Annotated in this window: 17 protein-coding genes; 5 read left to right on the top strand and 12 right to left on the bottom strand. The window is 70.8% G+C overall.

The window, feature by feature from the left end; genetic code table 11:
• Window positions 1–6: 6 nt before the first annotated feature.
• A complete protein-coding gene (locus ITJ69_RS10510) occupies window positions 7–645 on the bottom strand; it encodes a nucleoside/nucleotide kinase family protein (RefSeq protein ID WP_194672730.1) in 639 nt (212 codons plus the stop codon).
• A 54-nt stretch (window positions 646–699) separates the two neighbouring features.
• Here ITJ69_RS10510 and ITJ69_RS10505 point away from each other — a divergent pair, with 54 nt between their 5' ends.
• The 3 genes from ITJ69_RS10505 (at window position 700) to ITJ69_RS10495 (ending at window position 2,046) form a co-directional block, all read left to right on the top strand.
• The gene (locus ITJ69_RS10505; RefSeq protein ID WP_194672729.1) at window positions 700–1,068 is read left to right on the top strand and encodes a VOC family protein; all 369 of its coding nucleotides are present in this window, start codon (window positions 700–702) and stop codon (window positions 1,066–1,068) included.
• A 76-nt stretch (window positions 1,069–1,144) separates the two neighbouring features.
• Window positions 1,145–1,333: a hypothetical protein gene (locus ITJ69_RS10500; RefSeq protein WP_148053812.1), complete on the top strand. Its 189-nt coding sequence runs from the start codon at window positions 1,145–1,147 to the stop codon at window positions 1,331–1,333.
• Window positions 1,334–1,365: 32 nt separating this feature from the next.
• Window positions 1,366–2,046, top strand: a complete 681-nt coding sequence (locus tag ITJ69_RS10495; RefSeq protein ID WP_194672728.1) for a hypothetical protein — start codon at window positions 1,366–1,368, stop codon at window positions 2,044–2,046.
• Between the two features lie 4 nt (window positions 2,047–2,050).
• On the opposite strand, the gene ITJ69_RS10490 is transcribed toward ITJ69_RS10495, so the two are convergent.
• The 5 genes from ITJ69_RS10490 to ITJ69_RS10470 all read right to left on the bottom strand — a co-directional run bounded on the left by ITJ69_RS10490 (window position 2,051) and on the right by ITJ69_RS10470 (window position 7,126).
• On the bottom strand, window positions 2,051–2,491 hold the full coding sequence (locus ITJ69_RS10490; RefSeq protein WP_123294468.1) for an NUDIX hydrolase: 441 nt from the start codon (window positions 2,489–2,491) through the stop codon (window positions 2,051–2,053).
• Between the two features lie 78 nt (window positions 2,492–2,569).
• On the bottom strand, window positions 2,570–3,160 hold the full coding sequence (locus ITJ69_RS10485; RefSeq protein ID WP_131878034.1) for a TetR/AcrR family transcriptional regulator: 591 nt from the start codon (window positions 3,158–3,160) through the stop codon (window positions 2,570–2,572).
• 97 nt (window positions 3,161–3,257) lie between these two features.
• Window positions 3,258–4,580, bottom strand: coding sequence for a carboxylesterase family protein (locus ITJ69_RS10480; protein ID WP_194672727.1), 1,323 nt, complete (start codon window positions 4,578–4,580; stop codon window positions 3,258–3,260).
• A 10-nt stretch (window positions 4,581–4,590) separates the two neighbouring features.
• Window positions 4,591–5,823, bottom strand: a complete 1,233-nt coding sequence (locus ITJ69_RS10475) for an MFS transporter (RefSeq protein ID WP_123339270.1) — start codon at window positions 5,821–5,823, stop codon at window positions 4,591–4,593.
• 4 nt (window positions 5,824–5,827) lie between these two features.
• Window positions 5,828–7,126 carry an MFS transporter gene (locus ITJ69_RS10470; RefSeq protein ID WP_194672726.1) on the bottom strand — a complete coding sequence of 433 codons (1,299 nt, stop codon included), beginning with the start codon at window positions 7,124–7,126 and terminating at the stop codon, window positions 5,828–5,830.
• A 255-nt stretch (window positions 7,127–7,381) separates the two neighbouring features.
• Between ITJ69_RS10470 and ITJ69_RS10465 the strand changes: the two genes are divergently transcribed.
• On the top strand, window positions 7,382–8,182 hold the full coding sequence (locus tag ITJ69_RS10465; protein WP_194672725.1) for a sugar phosphate isomerase/epimerase family protein: 801 nt from the start codon (window positions 7,382–7,384) through the stop codon (window positions 8,180–8,182).
• Window positions 8,158–9,294, top strand: coding sequence for a Gfo/Idh/MocA family protein (locus ITJ69_RS10460; RefSeq protein WP_194672724.1), 1,137 nt, complete (start codon window positions 8,158–8,160; stop codon window positions 9,292–9,294). Before ITJ69_RS10465 ends, ITJ69_RS10460 begins: the two co-directional genes overlap by 25 nt.
• A gap of 136 nt (window positions 9,295–9,430) precedes the next feature.
• On the opposite strand, the gene ITJ69_RS10455 is transcribed toward ITJ69_RS10460, so the two are convergent.
• The 6 genes from ITJ69_RS10455 to ITJ69_RS10430 all read right to left on the bottom strand — a co-directional run bounded on the left by ITJ69_RS10455 (window position 9,431) and on the right by ITJ69_RS10430 (window position 15,706).
• Window positions 9,431–10,045 (bottom strand): TetR/AcrR family transcriptional regulator, encoded by a 615-nt coding sequence (locus ITJ69_RS10455; protein ID WP_131844991.1) that lies wholly within the window; start codon window positions 10,043–10,045, stop codon window positions 9,431–9,433.
• Window positions 10,046–10,196: 151 nt separating this feature from the next.
• On the bottom strand, window positions 10,197–10,733 hold the full coding sequence (locus ITJ69_RS10450) for a MarR family winged helix-turn-helix transcriptional regulator (RefSeq protein WP_123292878.1): 537 nt from the start codon (window positions 10,731–10,733) through the stop codon (window positions 10,197–10,199).
• A gap of 18 nt (window positions 10,734–10,751) precedes the next feature.
• Window positions 10,752–10,934 carry a hypothetical protein gene (locus ITJ69_RS10445; protein ID WP_123292879.1) on the bottom strand — a complete coding sequence of 61 codons (183 nt, stop codon included), beginning with the start codon at window positions 10,932–10,934 and terminating at the stop codon, window positions 10,752–10,754.
• 563 nt (window positions 10,935–11,497) lie between these two features.
• Window positions 11,498–12,097, bottom strand: a complete 600-nt coding sequence (locus ITJ69_RS10440) for a hypothetical protein (protein WP_159573573.1) — start codon at window positions 12,095–12,097, stop codon at window positions 11,498–11,500.
• 1 nt (window position 12,098) lies between these two features.
• Entirely contained in the window at window positions 12,099–14,132 is a 2,034-nt protein-coding gene (locus tag ITJ69_RS10435; protein WP_194672723.1) for a primary-amine oxidase, read from the bottom strand.
• Window positions 14,133–14,212: 80 nt separating this feature from the next.
• Window positions 14,213–15,706: an APC family permease gene (locus ITJ69_RS10430; protein WP_123292882.1), complete on the bottom strand. Its 1,494-nt coding sequence runs from the start codon at window positions 15,704–15,706 to the stop codon at window positions 14,213–14,215.
• Between the last annotated feature and the right edge of the window lie 164 nt (window positions 15,707–15,870).

Raw genomic sequence — 15,870 nt, 5'->3', positions numbered from 1 at the left:
TGATGGTCACGTCCGCACCGTCCTGGAGGCACGGATCACCGTGGGCGCGACCCTCGCCGCGTTCACGCCGTCGACCTCCACCGCCCATGCGCGCGCGGCGTCGTGGTCGCGTCCGTGGCGCATGTGCCGACCGACCAGGCGGTCGACCCGCACCCCGTCGTCGACGGCGCAGAACCAGGTCTCGGTGAACAGGTCGCCGAGCGCTGCCCACGGTTCGGCATCGTCGAGCAGGTAGTTCCCCTCGGAGACCACGAGCCGGGCGGCCGGCGGGACGGCGATGCTGCCGGCGACGGGCTCGTCGATGCGGCGGTCGAAGTCCGGCGCCCACACGGTGGTGTCGGCAGCGACGAGTCGTCGGACCAGGGCGACGTAGCCGTCGGCGTCGAACGTGTCGACGGCGCCCTTGCGGTCGTGCCGGCCGAGGGCGTCGAGCGCCGCGTTCGACAGGTGGAAGCCGTCCATCGGCACCTGCACCGCCGTGCCGGCCCCGAGTCGCTCGTCGACGGCGGCGACCACGCGGCGGGCCAGGGTCGACTTGCCGGCACCGGGAGCACCCGCGATGCCGAGCACTGCCCGGGGCCCCGCCGAGGCCAGCTCGACCGCACGCTCGACGGCGTCGTCGACGCTGCTGTCCGGGTGGCTCACGGCCCCATCCTGGCAGAGCGCGCCGACACCGGACCGGGGTGGTTCACTGGCGGCATGGTCGATGCGACGAAGGCGTTCAGCGGGTTCTCGGTACGGGACGTCCCGGAGGCGAAGGAGTTCTACCAGGACGTCCTGGGGGTCGAGGTCTCCGAGGACCACGGCATGCTCTTCCTGCAGCTCGGCGACGGCCACGGTGTCCTCGTCTACCCGAAGGGCCCTGCGCACGAACCGGCGGCCTTCACGGTGCTGAACTTCCCCGTGCCGGACGTCGACGCCGCGGTTGACGAGCTCACCGCGAAGGGCGTCACGTTCCTGCAGTACGAGGGGATGACGGACGAGAAGGGCGTGAACCGCAAGGGCGGCCCGCTCATCGCCTGGTTCACCGACCCGTCGGGCAACGTCCTGAGCGTCGTCGCCGAGTGAACATGTTGTGTTCAGAAAGCTCGCGTCGGCCCCACTGACCGCCCTACCGTCGTCCCACACCGACGAGAGGACGGCCATGACCGCTGTGGTGGGACGACACTGGACCCGCGAGGAACTCCTCATCGAACGCGCGCGGGTCCGGGCACAGTGGGACCTCGATGAACGAGAGTTCGCGCCGACCGAGCAGTGGCGCGATCTCTTCATCGACGAGTTTCTGGCACAGGACTGGCTCGACAGCATCTCCTTCCTGCTGGGCGAGCGATGACCGGCAGTGCGGAGTCAGCGGCGCAACAGCAGATGGAACTCGCGCAGGCTCTCCTGGACGCTTGCCTGCCCGGACACGGGGCGCGAGTCGACTACGACCTCGACGTGCCGAGCGCGACGATCGTCATCCAGCCTGCTGCAGAGGCAGGAAGCACCCCGCGAGTCAGTCTGACGGTCGGAGGCGTCCACACCGCCGACGTCACGCTGTCGATGCGGTTTCGCTGGTTCGACCACCTCGACGCGCTCGAGGTGAACGAGAGCCGGTTCACCCTGTTCCTCGCAGACGACCGGCAACCGCTGGTCCGTTTCGAGTTCCAAGAAGCGTTGACCGCCACCCCGCAGTCGCACTGGCACCTGCACGCCGAGCGCGGCGCGTTCAGTGCATTGCTGGCCAGGGCGGGCGACAACGGATCAGGGCGTCGCGACGCCGCTCGGCTGTCCTCGTTGCACTTCCCGCTCGGCGGCCCGCACTTCCGACCGAGTCTCGCCGACGTGGTCGAGTTCGTCATCGTCGAGTGCGGCGTCGATTCGCTCCCGACCTGGCGGTCAGCGGTGCACGAATTCCGGAAGCAGTGGCGCCGAGGTGAAGCGGCGGCGACAGCTCGTCAGTTCCCCGCCGAGACCGCCCAGGCACTCCGCGCACTCGGGTGGTCCGTCCAGCCGCCGGCACCCGCTGAGATCCCGGCGCAGTTCGCGACGCTGGCCGCCGGATGAGGGGTCAGCGGGTGAGCGCGCCCGCCCACGCCAGTGCGACGGGTACGAGCAGCCCGTGCCGGTGGTGCGGGAGCTCGGCGATGGGCAGCCAGCGCGACTCGTCGGTCGACCCGTCGATCTCGTCGCGCAGCGTGCCGCCGACGACCGTCGCGCGGAACACGACCTGCACGGCCTTCATCGGGCGACCGTTGGCGTGGATCCGGCGCTCCGCGGGGACGACGTGGTGCCGGACGCCGAGCAGCGCGCCGACCTCGGACTCGTACCCGGTCTCCTCGCGGACCTCGCGCACGACGGCCTGCTCGACGGTCTCGTCGAACTCGACGCCACCGCCCGGCAACGTCCACGTGCCGGCTTCGGGGAAGCGCAGCTTCGCCAGGAGCACCCGGTCACCGTCCGTGATCACGCCGTACGCGGCGAGCCGGGTGTCGTAGTCGGTGTACTCCATGGGCCGACCATGCCAGGTGGGCGAGCCGACGCACGCAAGCCGCGCCGTGCCTCCCGTCCGTGCTCCCGCTCGGAGTCCTCAGGCGTCGACGCGCGCTGCTGCCCAGCCGACCCGCATCCGGGCGACGGCGCGGTCGAAGCCGCTCAGCGGCTCGGCGTCGTCGCGGACCATCGCCTGCAGCTGCAGCCCCTCGAACAGTGCCATGAGCTGCTCGGCGGCGTGCCGGGGCGAGGCGCCCCGTGGCTCGCGGGCAGCGACGACGTCACGGACCAGGGCGAGGGTGAGGTCCTCGAACGCCCGGGTGTACTGGGTGCGGAACCACCCGGCTGCGGGGTGGCCGGGGTTCGACGCGGCGCTGAGCACGGCGATCCGGAGCCGGACGAGGGCCGGGTCCGTGACGCCGGCCTCGAGCCGGGCACGCAGGTACGCGACGGCACCGTCCCGTTCGGCGACGGGCCACAGCGCGAGCCGGCTGCCGTTGTTCCACCGGTCGATGACCGCGACGACGAGGAGTTCCCACATCGGGAACGCTCGGCTGACCTCGGCGACCGGCACCTCGGCGTGCTCGGCGACCTCGTCCGGTCCGACCCGGTGGAAGTCCGTCGCGCGGTACGCCGCGATCGCACCGGACACGATGCGTGCACGGAGATCGGCGTCGGGCGTGGGCATGCAGACGATTGTCCGGTCCCGGGGGCGACCACGCGACCGCCAGTTCAGGGGGCGCGAAGACGGCCAGTGCCGGTCGAACGTCAGAGCCGGTCGAAGGTCAGGGCCGGTCGAAGGTCAGCGTCTCGTCGTCCGGGGCGGTGACGGCGCCGGTCCGGGCGAACTCGGCCCAGATCGCACGGAAGGCCCGGCCGCGCCGCTCGACCTCGGGCCAGTCGCGCTCGGGGACGAAGCGGGTGCCGGCCCAGGCCTCGCGGCCGCCGAGCAACAGCGGCAGGTCGCTCATGTGGACGGCGCCGGTCGGCGCGGTCGTCACGCCACGGAGGAGCCGGTAGGACGTCGCTCGCCCGCCGGCTCGGCGGTGCCGCGCGGTGAAGCGTCGGACGTCGCGGCCGTAGATGACGTCGGAGAGCGGACGGACCACCCACCAGCGGAGCGCCGGGCGCAGGATCCGTGACCGAGCGACCCGCGACAGACCGCGGACCAACGGCACGTACATGCCGGTCTCGTCCGTCGCGGAACCGATCAGGACGTCGACGTCGGGAGCGACTCGGCTCCAGGCAGCGTCGAGGTCGCGTTCGGCGGGCAACGGGGCGAACCCGTACTGGGTGCCGAACGGCATCCCGCCCGCGAGTCCGTACGGCGCGGCCGCCCGGGCACCGAGGGCCTGCCGTTCGAGCAGGTCGTCGAGCGGGGTGTCGGCGTGCACGGCACCGACGGCCCGGATCATCGCGCGGTTCATCCGGGACCGACCGCGCGACAGCCCGAGCGGTGCGCTCTGGATGATCGCCCGGCGGAACAGCCCGGCCGCGCCGTCGCTGATCATCAGGTGGGCTGCTGCGTCGCCGCCGGCCGACTGCCCGAACACCGTGACGAGGTCGGGGTCGCCACCGAACGCGGCGATGTTCGCCTGCACCCAGCGGAGCGACTCGAGCAGGTCGAGCAGTCCGAGGTTCGCCGGGATCGACGCCCCGTCGCCCAGGAACCCGAGGACTCCGAGCCGGAAGGTCACCGACACCACGATCACGCGCTGCTCGGTCACGAGGTCACGGGCGTCGTAGATCGGCAGGTCGCCGCCGCCGATGACGTACGAGCCGCCGTGGATCCAGACCATCACGGGCAGGCGCTCGTCGGGCGTCACGTCGGCGGGCAGCGTGATCGACAGGCGCTGGCAGTGCTCGTCGACGGTGATGTCCTCGACCTCGCCGAGCAGCTGGTCGACGAACTGCGCGTGCGGCTGCGGCGCCACGGGGGACGGCGTCGACGCGTGCAGTTCGCTCGCGAAGGGCGGCATCGGCTCCGGCGGCGCGAACCGGTCGGCCCGCGCGTAGGGGATCCCGAGCACGCGGACGACGTCGCCGTCCACCGTCCCGACGATGCGACCGGCCGGGGTGTCGAACGGGGCAGGCGTCGCGTCGAGCATGGGCTCCACGCTACCGAGGGTCGCTGACCCGCTCGTGGGTCGGTTCGGCGACCGGACGCAGCGACCCGGATGCGGCGAAGGCGGCCACGAAGAGCACGGCGATCAACCAGAGTGCGCTGAGCGCGCCGACCTGCTCGGCGATCGCGCCGATGACGGGCGGGCCGGCGAAGTTCGCGAAGTACCCGATCGACGCGACGACGCTGACCCGGGCAGCCGGGTTCGGGCCGCTCTGCGCCGCTGCCGACATGCCGAGCGGGAACCCCATCGAGACGCCGACCGCCCAGAGGACCACGCCGATGAGCGTGAGCCACCAGGTCGTGCCGACGATGAACAGGACGGCGCCGAGGATGCCGAGCGCGGTCGTCCAGCGGACCGTCCGGACCCGTCCGAGTCGATCGACGACGGGGCCGGCGAAGACGCGCGTCGCGGCCTCGGAGACCGCGAACACGGTGAAGAAGAGGGCCCCGATCGTCGCCGTCTGGCCGTGTCCGTCGGTGGCCGCCAGGGCGAGCCAGTTGTTCGCCGACCCCTCGCCGAGTTCGACGCCCAGCATCACGACGCCGATCAGCAGCAGGCGGACGTCCGCCCAGCCGCGCGCCCACTGCCGCAGGCGCTGCCGCGGGGTGAGCGTCGTGTCGTGTTCCTCGGCGCGCGTGCCGTCCGGGATCGCACGCATGGCGATCACGCCGACCACCAGGATGACGACGGCCTCACCGATCAACTGGGCCGAGGGGGTGATGCCCAGCCATGCGCAGAGGGCGGCGATCCCGGCGCCGAGGGCCGCGCCTCCCGACCAGGCGGCGTGCATCAACGGGAGCAGCGTGCGACCGGCGAGCGCCTCGATCGCCGTGCCCTCGACGTTCGCCATGACGTCGAGCGCGCCGATCCCGGCACCGGCGACGACGAACCCGACGCTCGCGAGCGGCACGGAGTGCAGCGCAGCGGCGACGCCGATGAGTGCCAGTGCGGCAGGGACCAGGACGGCGACCGCCGTCAGGGCACGTCGGCCGCCCAGGCGCCGGAGCAGCGGGGCGGCGCTGAGCAGGCCGCCGATCGAGCCGATCGTGACACCGCCGAGCATGAGACCGATGGTGCCGATGTCGACACCGAGCTCGACGCGGAGCTCCGGGAGCCGGGGACCCCAGCCGGCCAGGCTGATCCCGCCGATGGCGAACGCGACGATGATCGCGTTCCGCCACCCGGCGAGCTGGCTGCGGTCCACGTCGACCCCGGAGGTGTGCATCCGGCTATCGAACCCGCTTGATGGGGATCACCACAAGGGCACCGATGATGGCGATCGCACCGGCGGCCCAGCACATGAGCGTGTAGTTGTCGGCGGCGTCGCCCGACCCGATCTTCAGGAAGAACAGTGCGACGGCCGGAGCGAGCGACTGCGGCAGCGCGTTGGCGATGTTGATGACCCCGAGGTCCTTGCCGGGGCGGTCGGCGTTCGGCAGCACGTCGACGACGAGCGCCGTGTCGATGGCCGAGTAGATCCCGTACGCGAAGCCCATGATGACCTCGGCCACGTAGAAGCCGTTCACGGTGTCGGCGTGCGCGAGCACGACCAGGCCGACGGCGAACATCGCCGTCGAGCCACCGACGAAGACCTTGCGACGGCCGAGCTTGTCGGACGCCCACCCGGACAGCGCCGCGCTGACCAGGAGCGCGATCGTGTAGAGCAGCACACCGAAGGCGACGGCCGCGGTGGCCTCCTTCGCGTCCTCGATGCCGAGGTGCTTCTCCATGTAGAGCAGGCGGTAGGTCGTGAACATGAAGGTGGCGAAGATGATCAGGAAGCGCGACCACCAGGCGAACGCGAAGTCCGGGTTCTTGATCGGGTTCGTCCAGAACGACGCGATGAGGTTCAGGAACGTGAACTTCTTCAGCTTGTACGTCGGCAGGTCGTCACGGGCGACCACGGCGTACACCGCGACGAGGATGATCGCCAGGATGCCGGGTGCGATGAACAGCACGGGCAGGTTCGCGACGAAGAACACCGACAGGTAGGTGCCGGCGAGCACGGCGATGTTCTGCGCGAGGGCGATGATGCTCGACGAACGGCCGCGCTGCAGCTGGGGGACGTTGTCGGCGAAGCTCGCGAGCAGGGTGGCCAGCGTCGCGTTGGCGGCGAGCTGGGCGAGGAGCCAGGCCAGCGTCAGGTTCAGGACGTCGGGCGAGTAGGCGATCCAGGCGAGGGCGATCGCGAAGACGACGACACCGCTCAGCAGCCAGGGCCGACGACGACCCCAGCGGGTGCGGGTGCGGTCGGACAGCGCGCCGGCGAGGGGGTTCATGATGAGCGCACCGAACGCGCCGATCGGCAGCACCGAGCCGATGACGTTCGCCGCGTCGTCGCCGACCAGGGCCTGCGCCTTGAGCTGCATGCTGACGTAGACCGGTGCCATGAGTGCGACGAAGAGGCCGAACTGCCCGAGGAACAGGGCGATCTGGTAGCCGATGCCCACCTTCACGGTGCTGATCGGCTGGGTGATGCCCTCTTCGGGGTGCAACAGTGCCGGGCTGCCGGGTTCGGGTGTGCTCATGACGCCTCCTCGAGTCGATGCTGGTGGCCAAAACCGTCCTGTGCACGGTTTTGACTGGCTGAGCATACATCGACAGGTGTCGCTCATGTACCGACGTGCGACACGGGGGGACGCAAAAACTACACACCGGGTGGTTTTTGGGGTAGCGTCGTCATCGATCTCGCCGTGGAGCATCGCTCCTCGACGGACTGCGACACCCGGTGCTTCGACACCTGGTCGCCGCGACCCCCAGACAGGACCGAAGGAGCCTCTGCAATGCCCACCACTTCTGTGCAGCTGTACTCGCTGCGAGACGCCATCGCCGAAGACCTCGACAAGGCCATCGCCCGCGTCGCCGAGATCGGGTACGAGAACGTCGAGCCCTACGCGTTCGTCGAGCGTGCCACGGACCTCGAGCGTACCTTCGCCGCGACCGGCCTCAAGGCGCCGTCCGGCCACGTCGCCGTGATCGACGCCGAGGACACCGCGCCGATCTGGGACGCCGCCGAGCGCCTCGGCATCCAGACGGTCATCGACCCGTTCATCCCGACCGACCGCTGGCAGACCGCCGACGACGTCGCGAAGATCGCCGAGCGCGTCAACGTCCTGACCGCTGAGGCAGCCTCGCGCGGCCTGCAGTTCGGCTACCACAACCACCAGTGGGAGTTCACGAACAAGGTCGACGGCCGCACGGTCTACGACCACTTCGTCGAGCAGATCAGCCCGGAGACGGTGCTCGAGCTCGACACCTTCTGGGCGACCGTCGGTGGCGCCGACGCCCCCGCCGTCCTGAAGGCACTCGGCGACCGCGTCGTCGCCATCCACGTCAAGGACGGCAAGGTCGACGGTGACATCCTCACCGCACTGCCCTCGTCGGAGAGCGCGCTCGTCGTGCCCGAGGCGCTGCAGCGTGCGTTCGAGAACCAGACTCCCGCGGGCCAGGGCGACGTGAACGTGGCGGGCATCCTCGCCGCGGCGCCGCAGGCCATCCGCGTCGTCGAGTTCGACGCCTACTCGGGCGACGTCTTCCAGGGCATCACCGAGTCCCTCGCATGGTTGAAGGACAACGACAAGTGAGCCGCATCGGAGTCGGCATCATCGGTGCGGGGAACATCTCGGACCAGTACCTGACGAACCTGACCCAGTTCGCCGACGTCGAGGTCCTGATGGTCGCCGACCTCATCCTCGAGCGCGCCGCGTCCCAGGCCGAGAAGTACGGCGTGCCCGCGTCCGGCACGGTCGAGGAGCTCCTCGCCCGCGACGACATCCAGATCGTGGTGAACATCACGATCCCCGCCGAGCACGCCAAGGTCGGGCAGCAGATCATCGCTGCCGGCAAGCACACCTGGAGCGAGAAGCCGGTCGCGACGAACGCCTCGGACGCGCAGGAGCTGCTCGCAGCCGCTGCCGCCGCCGGTGTCCGCTACGCCTGCGCCCCCGACACCGTCCTCGGTGCCGGCATCCAGACCGCCATCCGCGCCATCGCCCGTGGCGACATCGGCACGCCGCTCACCGCGACGACGATGTTCCACGTGCCCGGACCGGACCAGTGGCACCCGGACCCCGAGTTCCTGTACGCCCAGGGCGCCGGTCCGCTGTTCGACATCGGCCCGTACTACGTCACGACGCTCCTGCACGCCTTCGGCGCCGCCTCGCGCGTGCAGGCCGTGTCGTCGAAGTCCCGCGAGACGCGCGTGATCGGTTCCGGCCCCCGCGCCGGCACCGAGTTCGCCGTCGAGGTGCCCACGCACCACGCAGCGCTCATCTCGTTCGAGGGCGGCCAGTCGGCGCAGACGACCCTGTCGTTCCAGCACGCGCTGCCCCGCAACGGCTTCGTCGAGATCAACGGCTCCGAGGGCACCATCGTGCTGCCGGACCCGAACGTCTTCGACGGCGACAACACGCTGTGGACGCTCGGCAAGGACGAGCCGACCACGCTGACGCACAAGGGCTCCACCTGGGGCCGTGGGACGGGTGTCGTCGAGCTGGCCCGCGCGATCGCCGAGGGCCGCCCGGAGCGCGCCTCCGGTGCCGTCGCGTCGCACGCGCTGGACGTCATGCTCGGCATCCGCGACGCCGCCGAGTCGGGTCAGTCCGTCGAGATCACCTCGTCGATCGACCCGATCCAGCCGCTCCCCGAGGACTTCGACCCCGCCGCCGCGGTCCTCGCCGAGGCCGCGAACGCGTAGTCACGTCGTGCGTCGCGCACCGCGCCGCACCTGGTGAGCAGGAATGGTCGGGTCCCGAACGGGGACCCGACCATTTCTGCTCACGAAACGCACGCGCCACGCACGGACGCGCGCACCACGCGCGCACGCGCCGCGCTCACTCCGGCGGCGCGGGCACGATCTGCTCGAGCAACCGCAGCACCTTCTCGCCGTCGACGGCCTCGGGGTCGAGCAACCACTGCACCTGCAGCCCGTCGGACGCCGCGATGCTCAGCGAAGCGAGGTCGACCGGGTCCAGGTCGCCGCGGATCCGTCCCGCCGCCTGGTCCGCCGCGATCAACGCGGCCAGGTCGGCCCGGAGCCGCGTGAACCGCTCCCGCATGAAGTCACGGGTCGCCGGGTGCCCCTCCTGCACGGCGTCGGCCGCGAGCGTCGTGTAGAGCTGCACCAGGCCCGGCACCGCACGGTTGCGCGAGGCACTGTCGCGCATGTCCCCGATCGCCGACTTCAACCGGTCGGGCGCCCCCTGCTCGCGCACCTCGTGCTCGCGGTAGACGGCGAGCAGCAGTTCGTCACGGCTGGGGAAGTAGTGGCGGAGCGCCGCGTGGGTGATCCCGAGGGCCTCGGCCACGGACCGCAACGACGATGCGTCGACGCCCTGTTCCGCGACCATGCGGATCATCTCGTCGAGGATCTGGGTCCGGCGCTCGGCTCCCTTGCGGTACCCGCCGCGTCGCGGCGGGGCCGCGTCGTCGTCGGCGGGGTGCGTCATGCACCCAACTTACCGCTGGAAGGTTTTTCCGCCACCGTCTGGAGGCCCGCAGCGATCCGGTACCGTGCCTCCCGTCGACGGGTGGTCGCGTCGACCGCCTCGGTCGCGTCGGTCCGGTCGCGTCGGCCCGGCTCGCTTCAGCCCGGGCTCGTCAGTCCTGGTCGTCGACGGTGTACTCGTCGACCGGTGCCGGCTCACCGTCGGCGAGCGCGTCGACGATCCTGGTCAGCGACTCCGCGAGGACGGCGTTGTCGGCGTCGGACAGGTGGTCGAGGACCCCGACCACGGCCTCGTGGAAGCGGGCGTACGAGGCATCGATCTTCTCGGCGGCGAGGTCGGTGGGTTCGAGGACCTGCGCACGACGGTCGGTGGGGTGCGCGGTGCGGACGAGGAGTTCCTTGTCGACGAGCGCGTCCACGAGCTTCGTGACCGAGGCGTTCGACACGGTGAGCATGACGGCGAGGTCCTTGGGGCCCATGGTGCGGCCGTCGCGGTGGGCCTGGAGCATGTACCGGATCGCCAGGGACTCGTTCTTGCTCAGCCCGCTCTCGATGCGTGCGGACTCGATCTGCTGCTCTTCGGCGTGCTGGAGGCGCAGCAGGGCGTCGACGGCGGTCTTCGCGGCCTCGGATCGGGGCTCGTGGGCGTAGAGGTGGACGTGCTCTCGACGGACGACGGTCAACGGCATGTGATCATGCGCTCCTTGCTACGCGGCGGGGACGGTGAAGAAGTCGGCGTACGCCGGCTCGGCGCGACCGGCGAGGAGCGACGGGTCCTCGATGCGGCGCTCGACGTAGGCGTCGATGACGGCCGGGTCGGTCAGACCGATGCGGGTGTGGCTGCCACCGATCCGTGCCGCCCGAGGCATCCCGGAGTACGTGCTGTGCATGTCTGATCCCGCCCTTCTGCGGCCGTTCGTCCCCTGCGGACGCTCGAACTCTTTCACGACGTGAACGTTTTGCGCAACGAACGGTTCGCAAACTGTACGTTTCGCGCGCCGAACCGTTCGCTTCGCACATCAGCGCGCGGCGGGGGCCTGCGGTCGAAGACCCTCCGATACGCTGCACATCAGATGCCACTCTCGCCGGGGAGTGCATCCGGGCAAAGTTGAAGCCCACCACCGCAGCAACGGTGGTGGGCTTCGATCAGCTCTCCGAGTGGAAAGCCAGGGAAACAAGTCTTCCCGAGCTGAGCGCTCGGGAGCAAGTGTACGCGGGCACGCTCGCGTACGCATCCCTGGCTCTCCGCTCTTTCGTGTCGGCCGGCTGACACCGAGAGGAGGACTCGATGTCGAAGGACAACGAGTCCGACCGCAGGCGTCAGGTTCCGTGGTTGGGGATCGCGAGCTTGCTCGTGACCGTGGCGCGGTTCTTGTACGACCTGGGGCGGAAGGGCTAGGTGCTCGAGGCATCCCGCGGCGATTCCATCGTCGCGGGATGCCTTCCGGAGCCGTCAGACCATCGCTGCGGCCATCACCGCCACCGCGATCCCCATGGCGAGCGTCTCGACGACGGGGAGCGCGCGGGTCCGACGCCGGATGCCGTCCCGCACCATGTGGGCGGTGAGCAGCAGGTAGCCGGTGGTCAGGCCGCCGAGGACGACCTGCCACGTCACGGCGACTGCGCCGCCGTGTCCGTGCACGCCGACACCCGTCATGCCGGTCATGCCGGAGTCGTGCGCCATGCCGACGCCCAGCGCGCCCATCACCAGCAGACCGAGCGCCGCGTGCAGTCGCCCGAACCGACCGTGCGCCGACGCGACCCGGACCGCCGGAGCCGACCCGGGCCTCCCGACCGAACCGGACGCACCAGACGCGCCGGACGCACTCTGCACCCGGTGCACCGCGGCGACCACGACGGCCAGCAGCGCGAGCACCACGAACCAGAGCACCCCGGGCAGTACGCGCGGCCCGAAGGCCCCGTCCACCATCGCGGCCACCATCACCACTGCCGCCACCACGTCGACCGCACGGCCGGGGCGCCACGCCCCGACCGTGCAGCAGGCTCCGGCGGACGCCGGCACGATCGCGGCGAGCCCGAGCAGGTCGGTCACGTCAGTGTCCGTGCCCGTGGTCGTGGGCGGCGACGTCGTGCGCCGCCTCGACGCCACCGGACGCGTGGTGCGAGCAGTGCGACGCCGCGGTCGCGCCGATCGCGGCCGGCACGTTCAACGCCGGGTTCCGCGGGAAGAACCCGTACGGCTTGAGCGTGAACTTGGCGTAGTCGACCGGCATGACGGGCCAGTCCTCGGGCCGCGGGAAGTGCGTCGGGCCGAAGGTGTGCCAGAGCACGATGTCCTCGCCGTCGAGCGGTCGGTCCCCCTCGACGTAGCGGGCGACCCCGTCGCCGCCGGGGTTCTGGTGCACGAAGTCGCCGGCGGCGAAGCGCTCCGCCGGGTCGTACTGCGTGACGTACAGGTGCTTGCGGGCGAACTCGGCACGGGCGGCGACGGAGGACGAGCCGTCGGCGAGCAGCACCGGGGCGTCCTGCGGGTACAGCACGTAGCCGGTGGGGCGGTCGAGGTGGTTGCGCTCCTCGGTGTTCGAGACGAACCACGTGCGTGCCTTGGAGGCGTCGGCGAGACGGCCGGACGACGACTCCGACGCGATCCGGGTCACCGACTTCGTGAAGGCGTTGCCGTGCTCGTTGCCCGGTCCGACCGGCACCCGGACGGCGTCGACCTCGTCCACGGCGTTCGACAGCCCGTCGACCATCATGTCGAGTCGCGCCGAGAACAGGTGCTGGTGGTACGGGGCACCGAGGCCGGGGGCGACTTCGGAGGCGTAGGGGTAGTCGTCGCCGGACTCCGAACGGCCCGGGTACGAGCTGGTGAAGAGCACGCCGGTGAGCTTCGCCTCGCACTCGATCGTGCCGTCCAGGTAGAGGTACCAGTAGAAGCCGTAGTCGTAGTTGCCGACGGTGGTGAAGAACGAGATCACCAGGCGGCGGGACCGACGGACCTCCTGCGAGCCGGTGTAGATGTCGCCGTGCTTCCAGAGCGTGCCGAAGTCCTCCTCGTGCATGCAGATGCCGTTGCGGATGGTCTGCGGGTTGCCGAGCTCGTCGGCCAGGACGGCGTCGAAGTACTGGATCTCGCCGACGCAGTCGCAGCCGAGTTCGAGCGAGTTCGTGAAGCGACCGAACAGGTACTCGCCGGTGTCGAAGTAGTTCTGCCAGAACCGCACCGGCGACGGGTCGCCGTACGGCACGAGCATCTCGTCGATCGACGCCCGGTACACGATCGGGCGCAGCCGCTCGCCGTCCTGCCACGAGAGCTGGCGGAGCACGAGTCCCTCGCGGGCGTCGAAGCCGACCTGGAACCGCCAGTTCGCCCACTCGACGAACTCGCCGTCGACGCGGAACGACGGCCCTTCGGGCTGGGTGATGACGATCGGCTTGAGGTCGAGCGGTTCGCCCTGCATCGCGGGGTCGTCGAAGTTCCCCGAGGTGGTCGGAACCGGCATCTCCGCCACGTCCACGATCCGCGTGACGGCCCGGTTCGCCGCGTCGACGTACGCCGACAGGCCGTCGACGGGGTGCGCCCACACGTGGTCGGCCGGGTGGTCCTGCTTGAAGGCGAGCACGCGCAGGATGCGCCGACCGACCTCTTCCGGGTAGTCGTAGTACCCGGCGGACAGCGGCACGCACTTGACCTCGTCGGCGGACAGTCCGCGCTTCGCCAGGGCGGCGACCCAGCGCTCGTCCGCGTTCGCGATCTCGCCGACGGCGTCGAACTCCTCGATCAGGACGGGCAGCTGGCCACGGGACCCGTCCAGCACGTCGGTCCGCAGCACCGCGCCGGTGGTGATCGACACGACGCGGTCGGTGGAGCGACCGGTCGCCATGTCGAGCAGCATCACCCGGGCCGTGCGGTCCGGCAGGGGGCCGTCGCCGGCCTGCCACGCCAGGACCTCCTGCTTGTGCGGCTCCTCGAGGCCGACGTAGGCGAAGCGGGTGGTGTCGGTCCAGTCCGGCTGCGCCGTGACGAGGTCGCGGACGGCGGTGAACTCGTCGGGCGTCAGGCTGCCGAGCGGGTGCGCGGTGGTGGCTGCGTCGGTGGTCACGGTGGTCGGGTCGGTGATCGTCATGTGCGTGGTGCTCCTTGCGCGTTGCGTCGTGCGTGGGGTCAGGTCGGTTCGGCCGGGAGGCGCGTGGTGCGCCCGGCGGGTCAGCTCTCGGTGGCGAGACGGTCGAGCATCAGCTCGTAGCGGCTCCGACTGCGGCGTCGCAGCACCACGGCCTGCACCACGCCGATGACGGGGACGACCACGACCAGGCCGGTGAGCACGATGCTCACGACGCCGAAGACGCTCGCGCCCGAGGCGTCGACGTCGCCGACGAGCGTCGGGAAGTTCACCCAGATCAGGACGGCGGCGGCGACGAGCCCGAGGAACCCGAGGACGGGGGCCACGATGGTGTTCCAGACCCGCCGGTCCCCGGGGTTGCGGCGGAAGTACACGATGACGGCGAGGCTCGTCGCGGCCATCAGGATCGCGACGCCCAGGGTGGCGACGCCGGCGAACCAGCTGAACACCTGCAGCACCGGGTCGAGGCCGAGCACCGCGAACAGCACCATCAGCACGGCGGCGGTGACGGTCTGCACCAGGCTCGAGGTGTGCGGCGACGCGTGCTTCCGGTGCACGTCGCCGAGCCGGCCGGGCAGCAGCGACGCGTTCGCCATCGAGTGCTGGTACCGGGTGATCACGTTGTGGAACGACAGGACGCAGGCGAACATGCTCGTCAGCAGCAGCACGTTGAGCACGGCTTCCCCGGCGCTGCCGATGTACTGCGCGGCCGTGGTGAGGATGAGCGATCCGGGGTCCTTCGCGACCTCGGCGAGGATGCCGTCGGGGCCCCACGCCATCACGAGCCCCCACGACGCGAGCGTGTAGAAGACGCCGATGCCGATCACGGCCGTGTAGGTCGCACGGGGGATGGTCCGCTCCGGGTCCTTCGCCTCGTCGCGGAAGATCGCGGTGGCCTCGAACCCGATGAACGCGGCGATGGCGAACATCAGCCCGACGCCGGGCGACCCGGACATGATCTGCGTCGGCTCGAACGGTGCGAGGGACAGGCCGTCGGCCCCGCCGCGGAACACGATCGCTGCGACCAGGACGAGCACGATGCCGACCTCGCCGACGAGCATCACACCGAGCACCTTGCTCGACAGGTCGATGTGCCGGTAGCCGAGCATCCCGACCAGGGCCACGACGACGAGCGACCAGACGTACCAGGGGATGTCCGGCCCGCCGAGGCCCGTGACGGTGACCCCGAGCAGGTACCCGATGTACCCGTGCACGCTGACCTGGATGGTCGTGTACGTCAGGAGCGCCAGCGTGGCGGCTCCCGCGCCGGCCGGACGACCGAGCCCGTGCCCGACGAACGTGAAGAACGCGCCGGGCCGCGGCACGTGCCGGGTCATCGCCGCCAGGCCCACCGAGAACAGCAGCAGCACGACGGCCGACGCGGCGTACAGCGACGGGAACCCGACGCCGTTGCCGAGCAGCATGCCGAGCGGGGCGGCGCCGCCGACGACGGTGAGCGGGGCGGCGGCCGCGACGACCATGAACACGATCGCGGTGACGCCGAGCGAGCCGCGCATGGTCCGCTGCGGCGCGGGTGCGGCTCCGAGTGACGCGGGGTCCTTCGTGATGCTGGACATCGTGGCCTTCCGGGTGGGTGGAACGGAGTGGGTGGGGATCGCAGGTGGTGGTGCTGGGTGTGACCACGGTCCCGTGCCGCCGTTGCGGTGCCGTTCCACCGGCGTGAAGCCCTGTCGCCGTCGAATGGGACGTGCTCGTCGAAGGCGTCTCATTTGCGTGAGAC

Source organism: Curtobacterium sp. VKM Ac-2887 (genome assembly GCF_015350935.1).
Classification (GTDB): domain Bacteria; phylum Actinomycetota; class Actinomycetes; order Actinomycetales; family Microbacteriaceae; genus Curtobacterium.
Note: the sequence above shows the minus strand (reverse complement) of the source record. Positions and strands in the feature narration are given on the sequence as shown.